This is a genomic window from Parachryseolinea silvisoli, assembly GCF_021190955.1.
Lineage (GTDB): Bacteria > Bacteroidota > Bacteroidia > Cytophagales > Cyclobacteriaceae > Ohtaekwangia > Ohtaekwangia silvisoli.
The window spans coordinates 142,676-164,922 of the sequence record NZ_JAIOAO010000007.1 but is presented as its reverse complement, the minus strand read 5'-3'; the positions used below and the strand labels follow the sequence as shown (position 1 = coordinate 164,922).

General features: G+C 52.4%; 20 protein-coding genes. 13 read left to right on the top strand and 7 right to left on the bottom strand.

The window, feature by feature from the left end; genetic code table 11:
- The first annotated feature begins 86 nt into the window (after positions 1–86).
- From K7P01_RS29730 to K7P01_RS29720, 3 genes are all read left to right on the top strand, one after another.
- The gene (locus K7P01_RS29730; RefSeq protein ID WP_267298239.1) at positions 87–1,586 is read left to right on the top strand and encodes a peptide MFS transporter; all 1,500 of its coding nucleotides are present in this window, start codon (positions 87–89) and stop codon (positions 1,584–1,586) included.
- Positions 1,587–1,614: 28 nt separating this feature from the next.
- Positions 1,615–3,663 carry an OPT family oligopeptide transporter gene (locus K7P01_RS29725; protein WP_267298238.1) on the top strand — a complete coding sequence of 683 codons (2,049 nt, stop codon included), beginning with the start codon at positions 1,615–1,617 and terminating at the stop codon, positions 3,661–3,663.
- A gap of 347 nt (positions 3,664–4,010) precedes the next feature.
- A complete protein-coding gene (locus K7P01_RS29720; RefSeq protein ID WP_267298237.1) occupies positions 4,011–5,294 on the top strand; it encodes a hypothetical protein in 1,284 nt (427 codons plus the stop codon).
- A gap of 76 nt (positions 5,295–5,370) precedes the next feature.
- Here the strand turns inward: K7P01_RS29720 and K7P01_RS29715 are convergent, their stop codons facing one another.
- The 6 genes from K7P01_RS29715 to miaB form a co-directional block, all read right to left on the bottom strand.
- Positions 5,371–6,222, bottom strand: a complete 852-nt coding sequence (locus K7P01_RS29715; protein ID WP_267298236.1) for a transketolase — start codon at positions 6,220–6,222, stop codon at positions 5,371–5,373.
- 141 nt (positions 6,223–6,363) lie between these two features.
- Complete coding sequence (gene secG, locus K7P01_RS29710; RefSeq protein ID WP_267298235.1) at positions 6,364–6,723, bottom strand: preprotein translocase subunit SecG; 360 nt, start codon at positions 6,721–6,723, stop codon at positions 6,364–6,366.
- Between the two features lie 3 nt (positions 6,724–6,726).
- Positions 6,727–7,677 (bottom strand): hypothetical protein, encoded by a 951-nt coding sequence (locus K7P01_RS29705; RefSeq protein WP_267298234.1) that lies wholly within the window; start codon positions 7,675–7,677, stop codon positions 6,727–6,729.
- A 34-nt stretch (positions 7,678–7,711) separates the two neighbouring features.
- On the bottom strand, positions 7,712–8,260 hold the full coding sequence (gene lptE, locus K7P01_RS29700; protein ID WP_267298233.1) for an LPS assembly lipoprotein LptE: 549 nt from the start codon (positions 8,258–8,260) through the stop codon (positions 7,712–7,714).
- Positions 8,244–9,506: a sigma-54 interaction domain-containing protein gene (locus tag K7P01_RS29695; RefSeq protein WP_267298232.1), complete on the bottom strand. Its 1,263-nt coding sequence runs from the start codon at positions 9,504–9,506 to the stop codon at positions 8,244–8,246. Before K7P01_RS29695 ends, lptE begins: the two co-directional genes overlap by 17 nt.
- Before the next feature lie 14 nt (positions 9,507–9,520).
- Positions 9,521–10,978: a tRNA (N6-isopentenyl adenosine(37)-C2)-methylthiotransferase MiaB gene (miaB, locus tag K7P01_RS29690; protein ID WP_267298231.1), complete on the bottom strand. Its 1,458-nt coding sequence runs from the start codon at positions 10,976–10,978 to the stop codon at positions 9,521–9,523.
- A gap of 171 nt (positions 10,979–11,149) precedes the next feature.
- Between miaB and K7P01_RS29685 the strand changes: the two genes are divergently transcribed.
- The 10 genes from K7P01_RS29685 (at position 11,150) to K7P01_RS29640 (ending at position 20,842) form a co-directional block, all read left to right on the top strand.
- Positions 11,150–11,659, top strand: coding sequence for a gamma carbonic anhydrase family protein (locus K7P01_RS29685; protein ID WP_267298230.1), 510 nt, complete (start codon positions 11,150–11,152; stop codon positions 11,657–11,659).
- A gap of 143 nt (positions 11,660–11,802) precedes the next feature.
- Positions 11,803–12,360, top strand: a complete 558-nt coding sequence (locus tag K7P01_RS29680) for a hypothetical protein (RefSeq protein WP_267298229.1) — start codon at positions 11,803–11,805, stop codon at positions 12,358–12,360.
- A 74-nt stretch (positions 12,361–12,434) separates the two neighbouring features.
- Entirely contained in the window at positions 12,435–13,058 is a 624-nt protein-coding gene (locus K7P01_RS29675) for an OmpH family outer membrane protein (protein ID WP_267298228.1), read from the top strand.
- A 98-nt stretch (positions 13,059–13,156) separates the two neighbouring features.
- The gene (locus tag K7P01_RS29670; RefSeq protein WP_267298227.1) at positions 13,157–16,315 is read left to right on the top strand and encodes a cyclic nucleotide-binding domain-containing protein; all 3,159 of its coding nucleotides are present in this window, start codon (positions 13,157–13,159) and stop codon (positions 16,313–16,315) included.
- Positions 16,316–16,341: 26 nt separating this feature from the next.
- Positions 16,342–16,500, top strand: coding sequence for a hypothetical protein (locus tag K7P01_RS29665; protein WP_267298226.1), 159 nt, complete (start codon positions 16,342–16,344; stop codon positions 16,498–16,500).
- 637 nt (positions 16,501–17,137) lie between these two features.
- The gene (locus K7P01_RS29660; protein WP_267298225.1) at positions 17,138–17,497 is read left to right on the top strand and encodes a hypothetical protein; all 360 of its coding nucleotides are present in this window, start codon (positions 17,138–17,140) and stop codon (positions 17,495–17,497) included.
- A gap of 6 nt (positions 17,498–17,503) precedes the next feature.
- Positions 17,504–18,046 (top strand): YceI family protein, encoded by a 543-nt coding sequence (locus K7P01_RS29655; RefSeq protein WP_267298224.1) that lies wholly within the window; start codon positions 17,504–17,506, stop codon positions 18,044–18,046.
- Positions 18,047–18,050: 4 nt separating this feature from the next.
- The gene (locus tag K7P01_RS29650) at positions 18,051–18,959 is read left to right on the top strand and encodes a DUF5777 family beta-barrel protein (RefSeq protein WP_267298223.1); all 909 of its coding nucleotides are present in this window, start codon (positions 18,051–18,053) and stop codon (positions 18,957–18,959) included.
- 69 nt (positions 18,960–19,028) lie between these two features.
- A complete protein-coding gene (locus tag K7P01_RS29645) occupies positions 19,029–20,426 on the top strand; it encodes a sodium:solute symporter family protein (protein ID WP_267298222.1) in 1,398 nt (465 codons plus the stop codon).
- Positions 20,423–20,842 (top strand): OsmC family protein, encoded by a 420-nt coding sequence (locus tag K7P01_RS29640; RefSeq protein WP_267298221.1) that lies wholly within the window; start codon positions 20,423–20,425, stop codon positions 20,840–20,842. The genes K7P01_RS29645 and K7P01_RS29640 overlap by 4 nt, the downstream gene beginning before the upstream one ends.
- A gap of 115 nt (positions 20,843–20,957) precedes the next feature.
- Here K7P01_RS29640 and moeB read toward each other — a convergent pair whose 3' ends face one another.
- Complete coding sequence (gene moeB, locus K7P01_RS29635; protein WP_267298220.1) at positions 20,958–22,238, bottom strand: molybdopterin-synthase adenylyltransferase MoeB; 1,281 nt, start codon at positions 22,236–22,238, stop codon at positions 20,958–20,960.
- Positions 22,239–22,247: the final 9 nt, after the last annotated feature.

Genomic DNA, 22,247 nt, shown 5'->3' with positions numbered 1-22,247 from the left:
GAAAACCAAATTCTCGCCCTACTTTCGGGCGTTTTTGGAATAACATTTTGCCGGAAGACCTATACCTAAGCTGATCATCTGTTTTCATGAGTACAGACAAAACTTTTTTTGGCCACCCCCGTGGTCTTGCGACGCTGTTTTTTACCGAAATGTGGGAGCGATTCAGCTACTATGGCATGCGCGCACTGCTCTTACTCTTCATGGTTGCCTCTGTCGAAAAGGGCGGTATGGGCCTGGATGATAAAACAGGCGGCGCCATTTACGGCCTTTACACCATGTTTGTGTACCTGTTGGCACTGCCAGGCGGCTGGCTGGCGGACAAATTCTTCGGATTGCGCAAATCGATCTTTTATGGAGGGTGTATCATCGCTCTGGGCCACTTTTGCCTGGCTTTTCCTTCGCAAGAGACATTCTTTGTAGGCCTGCTCTTTATCGTGATCGGTACGGGGCTGCTGAAGCCCAATATCAGCAGCATGGTAGGCGAGATCTACCCGCCGGAAGATCAGGTGCGACGTGATGCAGGATTCTCTATATTTTTCATGGGTATTAACTCGGGTGCGCTGGTTTCGCCGATCATCGTCGGCTACCTGGGGCAAAATGTCAATTGGCACTATGGTTTTGCTGCCGCGGGCGTCGGAATGATACTGGGCGTCATTCAATATAAATTGACGGAAAACTACCTCGGTACGGTTGGCCTGGAGCCAGCACGCCATGCGGACCCTGTACAGCAAAAGGCCCAGGAGAGAAACATCCGCTATGCTTTGTGGATCATTGGTTTGGGCCTCGTAGCGCTGGTGGTATTACTGTGGACCCGCGCGATTACCATCAATCCGGTGGCTTTCGCACAAGGCTCCGGCGTGGTGCTGCTGATCAGCGTGCTGTTATACTTTATCTATGTGTTTATCTTTGAAAAGCTCAGTGCCGACGAAAAGAAGAAAGTGCTGGCCATTTTTATATTCTTTGTCGTGACGACGGCATTCTACGCTGGCTATGAAGGACAGGGCTCTTCCCTCAACCTGTTTGCAGACCGCTATACGGACCGGCTCTTTGGCAGCTTTAACATGCCGGCCAGTTGGTTGCAGTCTGCGCCACCCATCTTTGTCATCTTGTTTGTACCGGTCTTTACCTGGTTGTGGTCAACGTTGGCCAAGCATAAACTGAATCCGATCACGCCCGTGAAATTGGCATTGGGTTTATTCTGGATGGGCCTGGGCTACCTGGTCATGATGGGCGCCGCCGAGATTGTTATGAACGGTAACAAACCTGGCATTTCGTGGCTGGTAATAACCTACATGCTGCATACCTTCGGGGAGATCTGTTTATACCCCATTGGCCTGAGCGGTGTGACCAAGCTGGCTCCCAAGCGGTTGGTGGGGCAAATGATGGGCGTGTTTTTTATGGCGTTGGCCCTGGGCAACTTGTTTGCCGGGTTGTATGCCGGCGAGTTTAGCGAAGACGTGCTCGCAAAAAATCCTTCGCTGATGATCGACTTGTTCGCGCTGATCGTGAAGATCATGTTTGTGGCCGGTGTGATCGTGCTGGTGTTTGCCAAGCCTATTCGCAAGCTGATGGGCAACATCCGCTAATGACTGTGTAACTCATTATACCTACCCTATGGATGTAAATAAAACGTTTAAGCCGTATGTGCCGCCGGAGATCACGATGGCGGAGTTTACGGTGAAGTCCGTATTGGTCGGCTCGCTGTTCGGCATTTTGTTCGGCGCGTCGACAGTATACCTGGCGTTGAAAGCGGGACTCACGGTGACGGCCTCGATCCCCATTGCTGTTATTGCTATTACACTGGGACGTAAATTTCTCAAGACCACCATTCTCGAAAATAACATCATTCAGACCACGGGTTCGGCCGGCGAGTCGATCGCGGCGGGTGTGGTGTTTACACTGCCAGGCTTCTTGTTCTTGTCGCCCGACGCCAGTGGCGAGAGTATTGGCGAGCACTATTTCAATTACCTGACAATCCTGATCCTGGCCGCCTTTGGTGGTATGCTGGGTACACTCATGATGGTGCCGTTGCGCCGTTCACTGATTGTAAAAGAACATGGTGTGCTGCCATACCCGGAAGGCACTGCCTGCGCATCCGTGCTGCAGGCCGGCGAAAAGGGTGGGGTGTTTGCACAGACCGCTTTTATCGGCATGGGCGTGGCCACAGTCTACGCCTTGCTGCAAAAAGTACTTCACGTCATTGCGGAAGTGCCGTCGTTTGTCACGTCGCAGGCCAATAAATACTGGCCATCGGCAGCGACCCGCGGAGAGATCACACCGGAGTACCTGGGTGTGGGCTATATCATCGGTCCGCGCATCTCCGGCATATTAGTGGCTGGCTCGGTGCTGGCCTGGTGGGCGCTGACGCCGCTGTTGACTACGCTGGTGTCGCCTGATACCATAGCCCTCCAGTTGGTAAAACTGGGCTACCTGGCCGACATCAACACGTCGGGTGGACCGGGTGCCTGGGATGCGGGTGCGCACACCTTTGGCAGCTATGCCGATGCTATCTACCGGGCGTACATTCGCCAGATCGGTGCGGGTGCTGTGGCAGCCGGTGGTTTTATTACCCTGCTCAAGACCATTCCGACGATCGTTTCTTCCTTCCGCGAAAGCATTGCTTCCATGCGCAGCGACGCTGGCGCTCAGACCAACGTGGTGCGTACGGAACGAGACCTTACCTTTAAGGTCGTCATCATCGGTAGCATAGCCCTGGTATTGCTGACGGCCCTGCTTCCTGATAACATCATTCCCGGCGACAATATTCTGCAAAAGCTCATTATCGGCATCCTGATCGTCGTCTTCGGTTTCTTCTTTGTGACGGTATCTAGCCGTATTGTGGGGCTGGTGGGCACGAGTAACAATCCTATTTCGGGTATGACCATCGCGACGCTGATGGGCACGTGTTTGATCTTTACCAGTGTGGGCTGGTCCGGTAAGTTTTATGAGCCACTGGCCCTGGTAGTAGGAGGTATGATCTGTATCGCCGCTTCCAACGCGGGTGGAACTTCGCAAGATCTCAAGACTGGTTATATTGTGGGGGCTACACCACGCTACCAGCAGTTGGCATTGTTTATCGGTGCCATTGTTTCGTCGGTTGCCATTGGTGTGGTCGTGCAGATTCTGGATACGCCTACACCTGAGATGATCGCGCAAGGCCTGCAGCATGCTATTGGAAGCGACAAGTATCCGGCCCCGCAATCTACACTCATGGCTACGCTGGCCAAGGGTATCCTGTCGTATAACCTGGACTGGCAGTTTGTGATGGTCGGAGTGTTTATCGCCGTTACCATGGAGCTGTGCGGTATCAAGGCATTGGCGTTTGCCATTGGGCTGTACCTGCCACTATCTACTACGTTGCCCATTTTTGCCGGTGGTGCGCTCAAGGGATATATCGATTGGAATGCAGCGCGCAAGGGCGAGCAGAAGGAAGAAGACGAATTGAGTCGCGGAAGCTTGTTTGCTACGGGCCTGATTGCCGGCGGTGCTCTGACGGGCGTGCTCGTCGCCATCCTGGCCGTATTCCTGCCGACGCTTATGGACTCGATGAATGTGGAGCACCACCTGGTGGCCAGTATCGGTACGGATGTGTATCAACTGCTTGGGGTGGCGTTCTTTGCTGCGATGATGTTTATGTTGTATCGGCTGGCGAAGCAGAAGTAAGTACTTCGGCCGGTGATACGATAGTATAAAAGTACAAGGCCGTTCCCGGTATGGGGCGGCCTTATTGTTTAGTATCAGTATAAATATTAACCGGAGTATAAGATTATATATTCCCGGTAGGAATCCTGTCGGCAATGCGAAATTATTACCTGTCTATAATCGAGTGTGCACATCGCCACACTCTATTTCAGCCTCTGATAACATAAAAAGGCCGCCCCTGCAAGGACGGTCTTTTTATTTGGCGACTGAAACATACATGGCAGACGTTGCCCGTCACCCATAGTACATGAAGGACGAGTGTACGAAGCGTGTATATTTACCTATGTAACTATTAATTTTAAGTATCTATGAAAATGAAATGTTGGCCCCTGGTTGTGCTATTGGCAATGATGGCCTGGGCGTGTAGCGACGACGACGCGGATGTGACAACGGACAACGATCCGGAAGTTCACGAAGAGCCGGAAACTTCCGAAAGGAAGAAGCTGGTATTTACCATTACCGGAAATGTAATTCCATCTGGCTTCAGCGCCTGGATGATCCTATCGAATAAGCAAGGCGATGTGCTCGAAGCAGCCGAGCTGAAGAACAACGAATCCCACACGTTTGAGGCTGCCGAAGGCTTCGCCGAGGAAACTGTGACCCTGACGGTAATCCGTAACTATACGGCTAAGTATACCAGCGTGGATACCTATGTCCAGGTGCCTTTTGGAGAATACGGCTTTGCCACTACCGGCACAGGAGGAGTTGTTAACAAAGTGACTCTAACCCTTGAGGGCTATCAGGGTGACAGACTTTCTATCACCAACTCAGGACCGAGAGTACCGTCTACCTACCCGGAGCTATTTGAAAGCACCGATACAGGGGCAAAAATTGGCTTTACGACGTGGTCCCAAACGTCAAAGGTGCTGATCGCTAAGAATAGTGCGCCTTTTCAGTATCTATACGGCGACTTCGAACAGAATACGCCGTATACCGTTCAGATGAGTGAATTTGAGTCTTCTGACGAAAAAGACTTTGCTTGGCCTGGCGACGCAGAAATTGCAGGGTGGCAAATTACGGGTACCAACAGCGACGGCGATTTTCGCTATTATACTACGACCCGGCAACGGTCTTTGGCAAACCCAGAGCAATTTGTAACCATTCCTGTCATTCCCGAACTCTTTACTTCCTACAGTACAACGCTAACGGCGCGTACTGGCAATGTTGCTGACGTCTATTGGTACAAAGGTAGCGAAATGGCGACAACCATGAAGTATATAGATGCAACGTTTACCTACGCTCAGAACGACAATAAATTTAACTGGGAGACTACCGGTACTGCGGATGCGGTGAGACTGCAGGTAATTGCTACTATGGACGGCAATCAATCGGATTGGAGGGTGCACGGGCCAACCGGTGAACAGGAGGTGAATGTTCCGGTAATACCCGCTACCGTGACACTGAGTTCAGGCAACATGAAGCGATCATTCGCCGAACTCGTGGACAACGCAAAAAGCTTCACCACCGAGTTACGTGAATATCCGGATTACACAAGCTATTTCGATGTAGCGGTAGAGCCTGCCTTGGTGAATAATACATCGTTGACCTGGACGGAGATTTTGACTCAGTCGATAGAGCACGTTACGCAATAACACTGCGCGGATACAAACAAAAAGCCTGGCCGTCGATTGACAGCCAGGCTTCTTTTATGATAAGATGTTTTAATGCTTAGTAATCGCCCAGTGTTTCTTCCAACTGTGCAAGCGCCTTCTTCAGCTCTTCGTCGTTGGGGGCAACACCGTGCCACTTGTGCGAGCCGACCATGTAATCTACGCCGTGGCCCATTTCAGTTTTCATAAGGTTCATGACGGGTTTGCCGCCTTTGGCAAGTTTCTGGGCGTTCTCCAGGCCGGCTACGACCTCGTCCATGTTATTGCCATTAAACTCTTGCACGATCCATCCGAAGGATTCCCACTTGGCACGCAGGTTAAGCAATGACAAGATCTTATCTACGGGGCCGTCAATCTGCTGGCCGTTGTAATCGACGGTTGCAATGAGGTTATCTACCTTGTTTGCACCGGCGTACATGGCAGCTTCCCAGACTTGACCTTCCTGAAGCTCACCGTCGCCCATGAGGACGTATACAAAGCGGTCGTCGTTGTTCAGTTTCTTGGCTTGTGCCGCGCCATTGGCTACCGAAAGGCCTTGCCCCAGCGAGCCGGAAGCTATACGAATGCCCGGCAGATGCTCGTGTGTGGCGGGGTGACCTTGCAAACGAGAGTTCAGCATACGGAATGTAGCGAGCTCTTTTTTATCAAAGTAGCCAGCGTGCGCCAGCGTAGAATAAAACACCGGCGAAATGTGGCCGTTGGAAAGAAAGAATATGTCTTCACCCTTGCCGTTCATGTTGAACTTGGGGTCGTGTTTCATGATCTTGAAATACAAGGCTACAAAAAAGTCCGTACAGCCCAGCGAACCGCCCGGGTGGCCTGATTGGCAGGCGTGTACCATGCGAACGATGTCTCTGCGGACCTGGGAGCTTAACTGGCGAAGTTTATCGATGTCTGTTGTCTGACTCATGCAAATGGCGATGTTTGGTCGCGAAGATGCTGTAAATTTTGGACAAACGAAAGAGGCCCTCCCAAAAGTCGGGAGGGCTCCAAACAAAAAACCATCTCGTTGCTGAGATGGTCTTTTTCTATTTCTTAAGTCGTTAACTTTTTACGGAGCGGGTGTTTCAGTGGCCGGCGCGCCAGCAGCACTATCGGCACCGAGGTTCATGTCGGGAGTGGTTTGCGCGGGAGCTTGCTCACCTGCACGGTCCAGCATTTTGTTGGAGCCTTCTGTACCACGGTTTACGCCGATGTAGTTAGTAGACAGCACCAGGATCATGATGGCGATAATGAACGTCCAGGTTAGTTTTTCAAGCAGGTCGCCGGTCTTCTTTACGCCGATGATGTTGCTCGCGGCAGAACCGCCGAATTGGCTTGTAAGACCACCACCTTTAGAGTTTTGGGCCAGGACAACAAGCACCAACAGTACGGCGAACAGGATGATCAGGCTAATGACAATTGTATACATAAGTTATTTTTTCAACTCTTCAATTTGAGCCGCAAAGTAAGCCTTTTTTTGTGGAAATTTCCAAATAAGCTTCTTTAAAACCTCGATGGCTTTGTCTTTCTTTCCTTGCTTGAGCAAGATTTCGACCAGGGTCTCAGAGACGATGTTGTCGCCGAACTCGCCGGCCTTGATAGTAGAAAGGTCGCCTTGTGGCGGCGGCAGTGGTTTTTCTTTGGATTGTGCTATGCTGGGGGCACTGCGGATGAAATGATCGATCATCTCAAGCTGCTCTTTCAGCTTTTCGTTCTCGGGTGTGAGCGCTTCTTTGTTGGCAATCTCATCGATCAGCTCTTCGCCGTTATTTTCCTTCTTCTTGCGTTTACGTGCGGCGGTAGGTGTTTCCATTTCCTGGCTGGCGGCCCGCGCCAGTTCGATGATACGCTGCTTCCTGGCCTTTATCGGGCTTTGGTCACTGTCCGATGCGGCAGTATCGTCTTCGTCCGTTTCTTCATCACCAATCGGGGACAAGAGAGGAGTGGAAGGTACTTCGGCCACCGCCGTGGAAGGGTTTTCGGAGAACAATGATTCAAAGTTTGCTTTCAGCACATGCAGGCGTTCCAGGTCCTGGATCACCTCTTCGGCCAGATTGTCGTCATTCTCCTGTACAGCCGTAGCAGGCAAGTTGCCATACGTAACGGAAGGGATGACGCCAAGCGCACCCGGTGCCATTTGTCTGGGGGCTACTTCCGCCGTCATCATCTCGCGTAGCACCCCGCGGTCAGCCGCATAAACGGCCGCCTGTTGCAGCTCGGCTTGATGGTTGGTGAAACCGTGGTCTTTGGCCAGGCGGGCAGAAAGCGTGTGCAGCAACTGGCTATAGGGGAAAGCCTCCTTCAGGGAAAGGACGGCCTGCGCTTCCGCCGCAGAACTCTCGGGGTAGCGTTTCAGTACGTGTATGAAGAGGTTTTTTTCCACAGTCAATGGGCCTGATTGGTAAAAATACTAAATTTTACCAGTTGGCAACAGACGCGTTGTAGATGTCGTTGACGAGACGTGCAAAAATGTCTTTAGTCAGTCGCTCTTCTATGTCGGTGAAATTTTGGTCGTTCGTAAAATCCTGGTAAAACGAGAACGATTTGTCTTTGAAGGACATGGTCTCGTCCAGGGTGTTGACGTACGTAACCTTTATGGTGATGGTCAGCCGTGTCGACGAAGCGTTGCTGAACTGACCCTGGTCACCCGTCGCTACCGGCGCGATGGGGGTCAGGCGAAAGTCGGTGATTTCCCCATCCATCTGCAGCTCGCCATTGTCGGTTATTACCGACAGGTTGGAGTTCTGAATGAGGTAGTTCTTCAGGTCGTTGGTAAAGGTCTGGCCCATGTTGGCCGGCCCGAGGTCGGCGTTGTTGTAAAACTCGCTCATCGAAATGGTCTTGGCCTGCGTGGCCGAGCCGTTGAACGAGTATACACCACATCCCTGCATTACAACGGCCAGCACAGCCGCCAGGGCAAAGGCCTTCACCTGCACAGAGGCGGCGGTATTATTCTTCCAAATCATACTGTTTGATTTTACGGTATAGGGTTCGCTCGGAAATACCCAAATCCCGTGCCGCATATTTACGACGGTTATTATTTTTTTGAAGCGCCCGCATGATCAGTTCCTTCTCCTTCTTCTCAATCGAGAGCGAGTCGTCTTCGGTCTCGTGAGTGATGTCATGTACATCTTCTACGTTGGCGTCGTCATCGGGTAGAGACGACGACACATTCAGCAGCACCGGCTCGGAGGCTGTGGTCGGGTGGTGCTCGTTGGCATCCATGTCCTCGAACAGACCCGGATGGTCTTTCACGACTTGCGCCTTGTTCTGGTGGGAGTAGTTGTCCAGCACGAGCTTCTTCAGATCATTGAAGTCCTTCTTCATGTCGAACAGGACTTTGTATAATATGTCGCGCTCCGACACGCCATCCTTGTCGTTGCCGGCCGTTTTATAAAGGGCCGGCAAGCTGTTTTGTTTGGGCAGGTAGCGCAGGAGGATGTCGGCATTGATTTCTTTCTCATCCGTCGACAGCACGGAGATTTGCTCCACGAGGTTTTTCAGCTGGCGAATGTTGCCGGGAAAGCGATACTTCAACAGCACTTCCTTTGCGTCGTCTGTCAGCGCGATGGGTTTGACACGATACTTGTCGGCAAAGTCCGATGCAAACTTGCGGAAGAGCAACTCGACGTCGCGGCCACGCTCGCGCAGCGGCGGTACGTAGATCGGCACGGTGCTAAGGCGATAATATAAATCTTCGCGGAACTTGCCTTCCTCTACGTTGCGCATCAGGTTGACGTTGGTAGCCGCTACGACACGCACGTCTGTCTTTTGTACTTTCGAAGAACCCACTTTCAGGAACTCTCCATTTTCCAACACGCGCAGCAGGCGCGCCTGAGTCCCCAGGGGCATTTCGCCAATTTCGTCCAGGAAGATCGTGCCCCCGCTGGTCACCTCGAAGTAACCTTTGCGGGCTTCGTGGGCCCCGGTAAAGGACCCTTTTTCGTGTCCGAAAAGCTCGGAGTCGATCGTACCTTCGGGAATAGAGCCACAGTTAATGGCGATGAATTGCCCGTGCTTGCGCGCGCTGAGGTGGTGAATGATCTTCGAGAACGATTCTTTACCACTACCGCTTTCGCCGGTGATGAGGACGGACATATCGGTCGGTGACACTTGAATGGCCACACTTACGGCGTTGTTTAGTAGCGGCGAGGTGCCGATAATGCCAAACCGCTGTTTTACACTTTGTATCTCTGCGTCTGTAATTGCCATAACTCGGTTGTTTGTTATTGCGCCGCGCGGCCAATCAGCGTGCCGCCGGTACACTCTTCTACCAATACCTGCACATACTGCCCTTTCTGGTATTGTTCACGCGGGAAGACGATCACTTTGTTGGCGGTGTTACGGCCTTGCAAAAAGTCTTCTGACTTTTTCGAAAATCCTTCGATCAGTACTTTATGTACTTTGCCGACATCGCGCAGGTTGCGCTGCAGCGAGTGCGCACGTTGTTTGGTGATGATCTCGTTCAGGCGACGGGTCTTTACCGCCAACGGAATGTCGTCGGGGTACTTCTTCGCCGCCGGGGTACCCGGACGTTCTGAATAATAGAACATGTAGGCGAAGTCATATTGCACGGCGTCCATCAACGTGAGCGTGTCCTGGTGTTCCTCTTCCGTCTCCGAGCAGAAGCCCGCGATCATGTCAGATGACAGGCCGCAATCTTCCCCGAGGATACGGCGAATGCTCTTCACTTTTTCCAGGTACCATTCGCGCGAGTAGTCGCGGTGCATCAGGTTGAGCACACGCGTGTTGCCGCTCTGTATGGGCAGGTGTATATTTTTACAAATGTTCTCGTGACGGGCCATAGTATGCAGCACGTCATCGGTAATGTCTTTGGGGTGGGAGGTCGAGAAGCGAATGCGCAGGTCGGGGCTCACCCGTGCCACCCGGTCCAGTAATTCGGCAAAGGTGATCACGTCGTTGGTGCCGCGTTTCTCAATCCACGCCTTGTTGTTATTCTCAGGGCTCCATTTGTAGGAGTCTACATTCTGACCCAGCAGCGTTACCTCGCGATAACCACGGTCAAAGAGATCTTGCGCTTCAGCCAGGATCGACTGTGGATCACGGCTGCGCTCACGGCCGCGGGTGAACGGCACCACGCAGAATGAGCACATATTGTCGCAGCCTCGCATAATGGAGACGAAGGCCGTCACGCCGTTGGAGTTCAATCGTACAGGGCTGATGTCGGCATAGGTCTCCTCGCGGGATAGGAATGTATTGATGGCTTTTTCGCCTTCGTCCACCTGTCCGATCAGGGCCGGCAGGTCGCGGTAAGCATCGGGCCCGGCGACGAGGTCGACAATCTTTTCTTCTTCCAGGAACTTCGCTTTCAAACGCTCGGCCATACAGCCCAGCACACCCACCAGCATCTCCGGTTTCTGTTTCTTCAGGCCGTTGATATGGTGCAGGCGGTGGCGGACAGTTTGCTCGGCCTTTTCGCGAATGGAACAGGTATTTAAAAAGACTACGTCGGCCTGCAGGATATCAGAGGTCGTGTCAAAACCTTCCTTTTGTAAGATGGAGGCGACGATCTCACTGTCGGAGTAGTTCATCTGGCAGCCATAGCTTTCAATATAAAGCTTGCGGGCTTTGCCGGTATTTTGATCCTTGGACACCTGGAAAGTCTCGCACGCTTCGGTCTCGCGGGGCGTTATGACGTCCAGGTCTTCGATCAGGTTTTTCATGGGCGATGGTCGTTGCTCAGTAAATCGCAAAAATACAATTTTTAGTCTTTAAAAGTGACATCTTGTCAGTAAAACTGTCTCGGATAACGCAATTTTACGCCAAATGCGGGTAGTCACTCTGGAATCCGGTTTGTACCTTGCCGCCAATATCGTACTGACATACTTAGTAACATGGCGCTGATTAAATCCGTTCGTGGACACGAGCCCCGCTTTGGGAAAAACTGTTTTCTGGCCGACAACGCCACGGTGGTGGGAGAGGTCGTTATGGGTGACAACTGCACGGTGTGGTTTAACGCCGTGGTGCGGGGCGATGTGCACTCCATCACCATTGGTGACAATACTAATATCCAGGATGGTGCCGTTATTCATTGTACCTACCAAAAGGCTAAAACGGTCATCGGCAGTAACGTATCCATTGCCCACAACGCCATTGTGCACGGATGCACGGTGCACGATAACGTGCTTATCGGAATGGGTGCGATTGTCATGGACGACGCTGAGATTGGCAGCGATTCTGTTATTGCTGCCGGAGCCGTTGTGCTGGCAGGCACCAAGGTGGAGCCGGGCAGCATCTATGCAGGCATGCCGGCTCGCCGGGTTAAAGACATTACCGACGAGATGCGGGCCGTGATTCGCCGTACGGCGGGAAATTACCCGATGTATGCCGAATGGTTCAAATAAACACGTATTTGACATTGCTTTTTTACGTAAGCCCCCGGAAATTGCAACGAGAATAAAGCCCCTCATTGCGCCGGAAAGCGTGCGGCGTTTACCATTTTATTTTTTAAATTAAAGCAAAAGACATTCTTAAGGACAATCGCGGTATGGCAACACCAGAGAACATAGGGTTTACACAAGACGTCTTGAATGACTATCGGGCTCAAATAGACGCTTCGGGCAGAAATTTTGTTTACGACGACGAAGACGAGAACTCGGACGAATACGCCCACTTCTATTTTATTGGCAAGTACGAGGGGCGTGACGTGGTATACGACGCCGTAATCTATACGCTCCGGCTGCAGCACGAAAGCGAGCTCTACGAAATTGCCGAGCACCGCGCCGCCAAACATTTCCCGCAGTATAAAAAGATCTCCTACGAGGAAGACGAGAACGGAAACCTCGAAGCGCTTGATCCGCTCGAGGAAGAGATCGGCCTGTTTATGGCCGAAGTTATAATGGAGCTGGAGGAGGATGAAGCCGTCAAGGTAAAGGAGCATGTCGATGTCGACGCCAATGTCGAGTTCGGCGTGAGCCTGGATGCCGGCCTGCACGTGGAGGTCATCAGCCCCAAGGTCATCGAGAAGTTCATTCGCGAATTCAACGACGATACCCTCAAGCTGGACGCCACCCTGTATACGTTTCAGACCCAGGAAGCCGATTAGGGTCGGGCGGGGCGCACCCGTTTGCCATTTATTAAATTCTGACCATATTTGCGCCCTGAACTTGAACCTTAACCATGAAGAATCTTTCATTGATCCTCAACATCGTGCTGCTGATTGCGGTTGGTGTCCTGTTTTTCCTACATTTTTCAAAAGATAAGCCGGCTGGCGGCACCGCAACCTCTGCACTGGAGCCCGGCGCGCTGCAAATAGCGTACATCGATTCTGACACCGTGCTTAAATACTACGAGTACCTGAAGGTCAACAAAGCTACCCTGGAAGGAAAGACCAAACAGATGGAGCAGGATTTTCGTAACCGTGCACAAGGCCTACAAAACGAAATCGCTGCATATCAACGCAACGTATCCAGCATGACCCTGGGACAAGTACGCTCGACAGAGGAAGAACTGGGCAAGAAGCAACAGAATCTACAGATGTATCAGCAGAGCCTGAGCCAGGCGCTGATGGAAGAAGAAGCTAAACTGAACCGTGAGCTCTACACCCGCGTGACCGAGTACCTGAAGAAGTATGGTAAGGACAAGGGCCTGCAGGTAGTATTGAAGCACGACCCCACCAGCGACGTACTGTGGGCCAACAACGCCCTGGATATATCGCAAGATGTTATTACCGGACTGAACAGCGAATACACGGCTGAGAAGAACGGCACCACGCCGAAGAAAGACTCGGTAGCTACAAAATAACCCGGTAAACCTGTAAGGGTATACGGACAACGTTTCTAAAATCCGGCTCTGATGTTTCATCGGGGCCGGATTTTTTTATCTTTGATGATTATCCCCGTATGGCAAAAGGGCTAGCGAACGCGTTGCGCATCAAGAGCGAAGAGCAGAAGCAGATTGTACTGATGCTCTGTACAGGCTTTTTTATGGGGGTGTTTATTGCCACCTACCAGGTAACGGCCGACTCGCTGTTCCTGAACCGCATGGGCAGCTACCTCGACAAAGCTTTCCTGGTGGCCGGGGGCCTGGGTATCATCACGACATCGACCTTCGCCTTTTTCCAAAACCGCATCCGGTTTACAACGCTGGCCTTGGGAGCGGTTACACTTATTTTGGTGTTTACCCTGGGAGCCTACTGGTTGCTGAACTTTGGCGACCAGGCCTGGCACAATTACTTCATCTTTGCCTTGTACTGTATGTCCGGCCCCATGACAGCCATCCTGCTGCTAAGCTTCTGGGGTATCTTTGGCCGGCTGTTTAACTTCCGACAATCCAAGCGTATCATCGGCTGGATTGATACGGGCCAGCTTATTGCCGCCATTCTGGCGACGCTGGTAGCCATCCCGTTCACGTCGGAAATTATAGAGGATACTTCCGACTACCTGCTGGTGTGTGCCATCAGTATCGCCGTCGTATCGATCCTGCTGCTCGCGATCGCATCGTCTTTTACGTTGTCCAAAAATGACCCACGTGAATTCGGACAGGCTGTTCGCCGCGAGACACGACTGGTCAAGCTGTTTGGCGACAAGTACATTCGTACCCTGTGCGTGTTCCTGCTCATCTCCATGGTCATGTTTGTGCTCAGCCAGTACTCCTTCCAGGAGCTGGTGACCAAACAATATACCGATGAGCGATCACTCACGAACTTCAACTCATTCTTTGTGGGCGCGGTGTACGGCATCAGCCTCATCATGCAGACGTTCGTAAACCAACGCATCATCAGCACCTACGGGTTACGTGTATCGCTGATCATTCTGCCGGCGGTAACCGCCTTGTTTGCAGCAGGCTGCATTGGCTTCGGCCTGAGCTTTGGCTTTGAAAAAGAGCTGGCGCCCACGGGCTTCATCTATTTCTTCCTGTTCGTGGCCCTGACACGACTTTTCAACTGGACGCTACGCGACTCACTGGAGAACCCGGTATTTAAGCTCTTTTTTATTCCGCTCGACAACCGGCTGCGTTTCAGTGTACAATCTAAAGTAGAAGGGTTGATGAACGAGGTCGCGCGCTTCGTTGCCGGTCTGGCCATCTTTGGGTTGGCCTTTGTGCCGTTCTTCAACATGCTCTATATCTCGGCGTTTCTCATTCTGCTGGCCGGGGCCTATTTCTTAGTTGTAGGCGGTATGTACCACGGGTATCGCAACAAGATTCGCCTCAAGCTCGAGGGCTCGGACATCCGCCAGGAGAAGCTTGAAAAAGGATTTACGCTGATCACCCAGAAGCTGGAGCGTATGCTCGATATTCCTCAGGGCTCAAAGGCCGTCTTTTCGTATAAGCTTCTGGAAAAGATCAACGCCGGACAGGTACGGGTGTGGGTGAACAGCCTGATGAAGAACGAAGCAGAGCCCGTGCGCCACTACGCGCAGGAGAAAATGAACGAGCTAAAAGGCCTTTCGGTATCCGACCAATACGTCATTCGTTTGGACGAGAACAAGGTGGACGGCGCGCAAAAAAACATCCTGAGCCGGAGCGAGCTGCAGCTCATCATTCAGCACGGCGGAGACATTACACAAGCCCGCATTCGCAAGCTGGCGCGTTCAAACAACCCCAACGACCGCCTCTACGCATCCGAGCTGTTGCTGCACACCTCGCGGGAAGAATGTACGTCATTCCTCATGGAGCTACTGATCGACAGCGAGCCCACCGTGCGCAATACGGCCATTAAAACATCCATCAAGAAATACACCCCCGAGGTCATCAATGCCGTGATCGAGAACCTCGGCAGCCCTGTCTATAGCAACCAGGCCATGAACGCGCTGGTGCAGATCGGTGCGCCGACGCTGCAAGCCCTCGACACCGCGTTTTACCGCAGTGGCCAGAGCACGCAGATGATGCTGCGCATCGTACAGGTTATTGGCCGGGTAGGAGGGCAGCGGGCCAAAGAGATTCTTTGGAACAAGATCGACTATCCCAACAAGGTGGTAGTGTCGCAGGTACTTCTCTCGTTGGGGGAATGTGGTTTCAAAGCAGGCATATCACAGATCACCCGTATCAAATACGCCATTGAATCCGATATGGCCGACATCAGCTGGAACCTTAGCGCCATACAGGAAGTCGGCAACGAAAGCTTCAGCGAGCAGATCAAAACCGCGCTGCAGCACGAGATCAAGGGTGACATCGAGCACATCTACATGCTGCTAACGATGTTGTACGACACGCGCTCGATCCAGCTTGTAAAAGAGAACATCGACAGCGGTACCGCCGAAGGCGTGACGTATGCGATCGAGCTACTCGACGTCTTTTTGTCTGAACAGCTTAAGCAACGCGTGATCCCTATCCTCGACGATATATCCGAGGCCGAACGCATCAGCCGGTTGGAGAACTTCTACCCGCGCATCAAGCTGGACTCGCGCCTGGTGCTGAAGTTTATCATCAACCGCGATTTTACCCAGTCCAACCGGTGGACGAAGGCCTGCGTATTGTTCCAGATCGGCACGCAACGCATCGAAGAGTTTAAGCTCGACCTGATCGCACAGCTGTTTAACCCCGACCTGCTCATCCGCGAAGTGTCGGCGTGGGCGCTGCACCAGATCAATGCGACCGAGTACGAGATGAACACGAAGCGGCTAGGCGCCGATATCAAGCGTGACCTCGATACACTTATCATCCAATCCCGGCGCATGACCCGGTTTGAAAAGATACTATTCTTCCAGAAGAGTGATATTTTTGAAGGAGTGCCCGGCGTGACCTTGTCATACCTGGCCGATCTGAGCGAAGAGTTGCGGCTAAAAAGCGGCGAATCGCTGACGCTGGACGAACGGGCCAATAACCACTTTTACGTACTCGTAAAAGGAGAGGTGGCGTTGCTACAACGTGGCGAGCACGTGGCCAGCTTTGCGCCAGCGCAGTTCATTGGCGAGATGCTCGGCTTCCCTAACGACGTAAATACCAATATATTGTTTGCGGCCTCCACGGCGGTGATCCTTAAATTAAATAAAGATCAGTTTTACGAGCTGCTGTCCGACAACGTCGAGCTGGCGGACAAAGTAGTAGAGTATATATGACACGCGGTAAAAAGATTTTTGCCGGCATGGCAATCGTATTTGTGTTGGGCATCGCCTGGATCAGCTATGACATCAGCCGGCGAACCACCTTTCCGGGCTCAAAACCGCAGTTACAGGAGCGTATCAAAGACACCTATCTGCAAAAAGGCGACACCCTTGCCACTGACTCGGCAACCCATCGGTAACGTTGGAAATCAAATGATAATTTTCAGAAAACGGTCAGGTGATAGAAATTTTGTACAATTTCTTGCGCAATCGGTTGTAGAAATCGAATAAAACCCTAATTTTGATACAGATTAAAGCCAACTATAGACATGACAATCCCCCTTAGTCGAGAACTTCGGGGGATTTTCAATTATATAGACCCCTGTTAAATGCTCTTCATCCCCCGTAACATTCCATTCATCTGCGATATTTTCAAGTGGTCGATTTAGTGCTGGCGGAAAAGCCCTCACGCTATATCTTTGAATCAAGATTAAAGCCAACTATAGACAGTGATTATCCCCCGGAATCCAGGATTTCGGGGGATTCTCATTTTATACCGTTTTGGAAATTACTGAACTGTGCCGCGTTACCCGATTTATAAGGTACTGGCATATCCCCGCACGGCATTACATAAAGGCTACTATAAGTTATCCGTAGCTTTGGTATAGGTATGGAGATAGCTTTGACATAGGGATGGCTGGCTGAGGTCATACCCGTATCAAAGCCGTACATACGCCCTACTAAAGTCCTATTGAAGGCATAAAGCCACCCCCATGCTTACGCGGGTTTTCCGCCTCCGTGCTCACGCTCCCTCTGTTTTTTGCTGTATATTTGAGTATGAAGACCCCTCTGTGCGCCTGGGCACTGCTGCTTGCCACTACGCAGGCCTGTGTCTACCACAACCTGGACGAGCCGCCCCCCGGCGGGGTGAACTGTACCACGGTCGACGTGAAATACACCGAAAACATTATCCCTATCATTAATACCAATTGTGCTTTTTCGGGCTGTCACGACGGTGCCAGCGGAATTCCTAACTGGAAGGTACTCACCAATTTACAGGAGCATGCCGCGGAAATCCAGCGGCGCACCCAGCTGCCGGCCAGCGATCCTGACCACATGCCGCGGGTGGGAAGCCTGACAGAGTCTGAAAAGAATGCTTTGTATTGTTGGATCGAAAACGGGGCAAGGGGGGATTAAGTGCGCATGAGGTTTGTCGTTTTATTCTTGATTGGCCTGTTGCTCACAGCTGTGCACGGCTTCGCCCAGCATCGGTTTGTACTGGATCAGTCCACTATATCCTTTCATTCTGACGGCGTCATTGAAGACATCGCCGCCACCAACACCAAAGTGAGCAGCATCTTCGATGCATCTAAAGGCGAGATTGCCTACCTGCTCAATATGAAAGACTTTCAGTTTCAAAAGAAGCTGATGCAGGTGCACTTTAATGAAAAGTATGTGGAGTCGGAAAAATATCCGCAAGCATTCTTCGAGGGACAGATCGTTGGGTTCGACCCGACAGCGGAAGGTGTGCAGCAAGTTAATGCCGTCGGTAAGATGACCATTCACGGTGTGACCAAAGACATACAGTTTCCCGGAACCGTCGAACGCAAAGGCGGGACGCTGGCCATGAAGTCAAACTTTATCATCAAGCTTCAGGACTACGCCATAAAGGTGCCGCAAATTGTCTGGCAAAATATCGCCCAGCAGGTGGAGGTCACCGTCGATTTTAATTACCGCGCCCAATAACCCTATGATCACAAGAATTCTATTTTTTGTCACCCTGCTGCCGCTGCTGGCGCAAGCCCAAGGCGACCTGCTGGACGAACTCAACAAAACCAAACCAGAGACGGACTATACCATTGCCACCTTCAAAGGCACACGGTTGGTCAACGGGCATACCATTGAGACCAAGCAGGGGGGGACGCTGGAATTTATCTTCGCCCACCGGTTTGGGCCGCTCGACGGTGGCTTGTATGAAATGTTTGGCCTGGACGAAGCCTTTGTGCGCCTGGGGTTGGATTATGGCATTACCGACAACCTGTCGGTCAGCATCGGTCGCAACTCCTCCGACAAGATCATGGACGGCTACCTGAAATATAAAGCCTTATCGCAACGCACGGGCAAGAACAGCTTCCCCTTTACCCTGACGGCACTGGGCGGCGTGGCCTATAGCATTTCGCCCAAGCGCGATAACGAGCCCGAAGGGTTCGAGATGGCCGACCGCCTGGCGTATACTACCCAGCTTTTGCTGGCGCGCAAATTCTCGCCACGCTTATCCCTGCAGCTCATGCCGACATTTATTCATAAGAATGCTGTGAGCAAGACTGCTGAACGCAACGATCACGTGGCGCTTGGTATCGGCGGCCGCTTAAAACTTACCCGAAGCGTGGCGCTGACCACCGAATATTATTACCGCATCGATCCGCCCGACAACGATGTGCTCGAGGCCCAGGAGCTATTGCCCCGGTACAACTCCCTGGGGTTTGGTGTCGACATCGAGACCGGTGGTCACGTGTTCCAGCTGGTGCTGACCAACACGACCAGCCTGACAGAGCGTACCTTCATCACCCAGACGCAAGGCGATTTCTTTGACGGTAAGATCCACCTCGGGTTTAACGTCACGCGCACCTTTCAGCTGAAGAAACAAGACCGTCGTTAGGTGAGGGCGTATGCGGAATTCCGGCGATCTTTTCTAATTTTAGCGGTCATGCCATAACCTTGTAATACGTTGCTGCTTGCTTTTATCATTACTTACCTGATCCTGACCGTGCTGGTGGGAATCTGGGCTTCCCGCCGGGTGCAAACCTCCGGCGACTTTTTGCTGGCGGGCCGGAGCCTGCCCATTGCCATTTCCTCGGCTGCTTTGTTCGCCACCTGGTTTGGGTCGGAGACCGTCTTTGGCGCCTCTTCAGAATTTATCCAGGGCGGCCTGTATGCTGTTATGGAAGATCCGTTTGGCGCCTCACTCTGTCTGCTCTTATTCGGGTTGTTCTTTGCCCGCAAGCTCTACAACATGAACTTGCTCACGCTGGGTGACTTCTTTAAGACACGCTATGGCAGGACCACCGAGCTTACCGCCAGCTTATTCCTGGCCATTCCCTATGTAGGCTACATCGCTGCACAGCTGGTGGCCATGGGCCTGGTGCTGTGTGCAGTCACGGGGCTGGCGCTGTGGCAGGGCATTGTGATCAGTGCAGTAGTCGTCACGTTATATACCTATATCGGGGGGATGTGGGCGATCTCTATCACGGATTTTATCCAAAGCATCATCATTATACTCGGCATGGTCATCCTCGCCGTGATCCTGACGGGCAAGGCGGGTGGCCTGGACAATATCATAAAGGAAGTACCGGCCGGGACCTTCCGCTTCCTGCCGACATGGGATGCCCGCGAGATCGTGACCTACCTGGCGGCGTGGGCCGTCCTGGGCCTGGGGTCCATTCCCTCGCAAGATGTATTCCAGCGGTCGATGTCCGCCGGCTCTGCGCGCACCGCGGAACTTTCGTGTTACTTCGCGGCGTTTCTATATCTGACGATTGCCATGTTCCCAATCTTTATAGGCCTCTGCATCAAACACCTCTATCCGGAAATGATTGCCGGCGACCCGCAGATGGCGTTGCCCAACATGGTGCTGGCACACACGGCGCTGCCTGTCCAGATCTTGTTTTTCGGATCGCTGCTGTCGGCTATCATGAGTACGGCCAGCTCCGCCATCCTGGCTCCAGCCTCGATCTTTTCCGAAAACCTGATCAAGCCGCTGACCAGGCATCGTTACAACGACCGGCAGTTTCTGCTGCTCACGCGCCTTTCGGTGCTTGCCTTTAGCGCTGTGGCGACGGCGATGGCCTGTATGCGCAGTAATATTTATGAGCTCGTGGGTGAGTCGTCCATCCTTAGCCTGGTGTCACTGTTTGTGCCGCTCACTCTGGGAATCTACTGGAAGCGCTCCAGCAGCACCGGTGCCCTGTTGGCCATGGCGCTGGGGATGATGACATGGATTATCTTCGAAGTATACGAAACGGAGTGGCCCAGCCTGGTGCCGGCCACCCTGGTAAGCCTGGTGGCGATGATAACCGGCAGCCTGGCCTGGCCGCAACAGCAAGAAGCAGAAGTAAAAGCATTATGATAAAGATAGAAGTAAATCGTTTGAACGACGCCTACCACATGGAGGCAGTAAATGAGCATGGCAACCGCGTGGAGATGGACGGCTCGCCCGATATCGGCGGGGGCAACCATGGCATGCGCCCGATGCAGATGTTGTTGGCCGCCATGGGTGGCTGCAGCGGCATCGACGTCGTCAGTGTACTAAAGAAACAACGACAGGACCTTCGCGACATAAAGATTACCATTACTGGCGAGCGTGAGAAGGACGCCGTGCCGGCATTATATACTGAAGTGCACGCGCACTTTCGTCTTTACGGGAACGTCGACCCGCAGAAGGCCGAGAAAGCCGTGAGCTTATCCGTGGAGAAATATTGCTCGGTCGCGCGCACGCTCGAAAAGAGCGCGAGAATCACCTACAGCTTCGAGGTGTTGGAATAAGCCACACGACATCATAGTCACAAGAAAAGGCCATCCCGATATTCGAGACGGCCTTTCTTTTAATCGTATCGCTCTCACACCCGATGGCTATCGGGTTCACACTCACCCTGTTTCTCTAGTATGTTGGCATTTCAGGATCAATCTCTCTCGCCCACGCCAGAATCCCACCCTGCAGGTTGTAGAGGTTGGTAAAGCCGTGGTTCTTTTCAAGCCACTGGACCATGTTGCCGCTCCGCGCGCCACTGCGGCAGTGAATCACTACTTTTTTATCTTTTGAAATACGGTCTACACTGTGTGGTACGTCGGCCTGGGGAATGAGCTCTCCCTGCAGGTTGCAGATGTCGAATTCGTGCGGCTCCCGCACATCGATCAGTTGGAAATCTGCTCCGGAGTCTATCATCTCTTTCAGCTCCTGTACGGTAACTTCTTTCATGGTATGTTCTTGATTATTAACGTCCAAAGATTTGGATTTATCAGCACTTATCCCACAAAATTCATCATAATCCAATAAATGTTTTATGCTGCCACGAGTGCCCTGGGGCTTGATACGGATCACCTGCTGGCGCATGGTGGTACTCTCCAGTAACAACAGCCTGTCGGCCAGCGGTTCGCCCACGCCGCTAATTATTTTAATGACTTCGTTGGCCTGCATACTGCCGATCATTCCCGGCAGCACGCCCAATACCCCCGCTTGCTCGCAATTGGGCACCGACGCCGGGTCGGGCGGCACGGGAAACAGGTCGCGGTAGTTGGCGCTATAGTGACCGTCGGCGTACCGCCAGTTAAAGACGGCAAGCTGACCTTCAAACCGTAGGATCGAGCCGTACACCAGGGGCTTGTCCAGCAACACACAGGCGTCGTTCAGCAAATACCGTGTGGGAAAGTTATCGGTGCCGTCTAACACAACGTCGTACGCAGCGATAAGCTCGAGCGCATTGGCCGCGGTGATGCGCGTGGTGTGTGTATGCAGGGTGATGGTAGGGTTAAGTCGCTGCAGCCGCTCGGCCGCGGCCATGGCTTTGTTGCGGCCAATGTCATCCGTCGTAAACAACACCTGCCGTTGCAGGTTCGAAAGATCTACTGTATCAAAGTCGGCAATGCCTAGCGTGCCCACGCCCGCGGCGGCTAAGTAGAGTAGGGAAGGAGAGCCTAATCCGCCCGCGCCGACCACCAACACCCTGGCCCGCTTCAGACTTTGTTGACCGTTTATGCCAAACTCTTCTAACACCAGGTGTCTGCCGTAGCGTTTAATCTCTTCGTTCGTAAGTGTATTCATGTCGGTGTCAAAGGTACGCGTGTTGCTGAAAATACCCAATGCCGGGTAGCCGTCTGTATAAGCGTTACAACGCTTGTATAGTTCCTTAATTTTTATCCTTGCCGGCGTAGCGAATACCATATTTAATCC

Excerpts from the sequence above, each read along its gene's own strand:
- K7P01_RS29660 (WP_267298225.1), top strand. The coding sequence starts at position 17,138 with ATGAAGACCCCTCTGTGCGCCTGGGCACTGCTGCTTGCCACTACGCAG.
- K7P01_RS29730 (WP_267298239.1), top strand. The coding sequence starts at position 87 with ATGAGTACAGACAAAACTTTTTTTGGCCACCCCCGTGGTCTTGCGACG.
- miaB (WP_267298231.1), bottom strand. The coding sequence starts at position 10,978 with ATGAAAAACCTGATCGAAGACCTGGACGTCATAACGCCCCGCGAGACC.
- K7P01_RS29695 (WP_267298232.1), bottom strand. The coding sequence starts at position 9,506 with ATGGCAATTACAGACGCAGAGATACAAAGTGTAAAACAGCGGTTTGGC.
- lptE (WP_267298233.1), bottom strand. The coding sequence starts at position 8,260 with ATGATTTGGAAGAATAATACCGCCGCCTCTGTGCAGGTGAAGGCCTTT.
- K7P01_RS29675 (WP_267298228.1), top strand. The coding sequence starts at position 12,435 with ATGAAGAATCTTTCATTGATCCTCAACATCGTGCTGCTGATTGCGGTT.
- moeB (WP_267298220.1), bottom strand. The coding sequence starts at position 22,238 with ATGGTATTCGCTACGCCGGCAAGGATAAAAATTAAGGAACTATACAAG.
- secG (WP_267298235.1), bottom strand. The coding sequence starts at position 6,723 with ATGTATACAATTGTCATTAGCCTGATCATCCTGTTCGCCGTACTGTTG.
- K7P01_RS29650 (WP_267298223.1), top strand. The coding sequence starts at position 18,051 with ATGATCACAAGAATTCTATTTTTTGTCACCCTGCTGCCGCTGCTGGCG.
- K7P01_RS29685 (WP_267298230.1), top strand. The coding sequence starts at position 11,150 with ATGGCGCTGATTAAATCCGTTCGTGGACACGAGCCCCGCTTTGGGAAA.
- K7P01_RS29655 (WP_267298224.1), top strand. The coding sequence starts at position 17,504 with ATGAGGTTTGTCGTTTTATTCTTGATTGGCCTGTTGCTCACAGCTGTG.
- K7P01_RS29715 (WP_267298236.1), bottom strand. The coding sequence starts at position 6,222 with ATGAGTCAGACAACAGACATCGATAAACTTCGCCAGTTAAGCTCCCAG.
- K7P01_RS29665 (WP_267298226.1), top strand. The coding sequence starts at position 16,342 with ATGGCAATCGTATTTGTGTTGGGCATCGCCTGGATCAGCTATGACATC.
- K7P01_RS29680 (WP_267298229.1), top strand. The coding sequence starts at position 11,803 with ATGGCAACACCAGAGAACATAGGGTTTACACAAGACGTCTTGAATGAC.
- K7P01_RS29670 (WP_267298227.1), top strand. The coding sequence starts at position 13,157 with ATGGCAAAAGGGCTAGCGAACGCGTTGCGCATCAAGAGCGAAGAGCAG.
- K7P01_RS29725 (WP_267298238.1), top strand. The coding sequence starts at position 1,615 with ATGGATGTAAATAAAACGTTTAAGCCGTATGTGCCGCCGGAGATCACG.
- K7P01_RS29720 (WP_267298237.1), top strand. The coding sequence starts at position 4,011 with ATGAAAATGAAATGTTGGCCCCTGGTTGTGCTATTGGCAATGATGGCC.
- K7P01_RS29640 (WP_267298221.1), top strand. The coding sequence starts at position 20,423 with ATGATAAAGATAGAAGTAAATCGTTTGAACGACGCCTACCACATGGAG.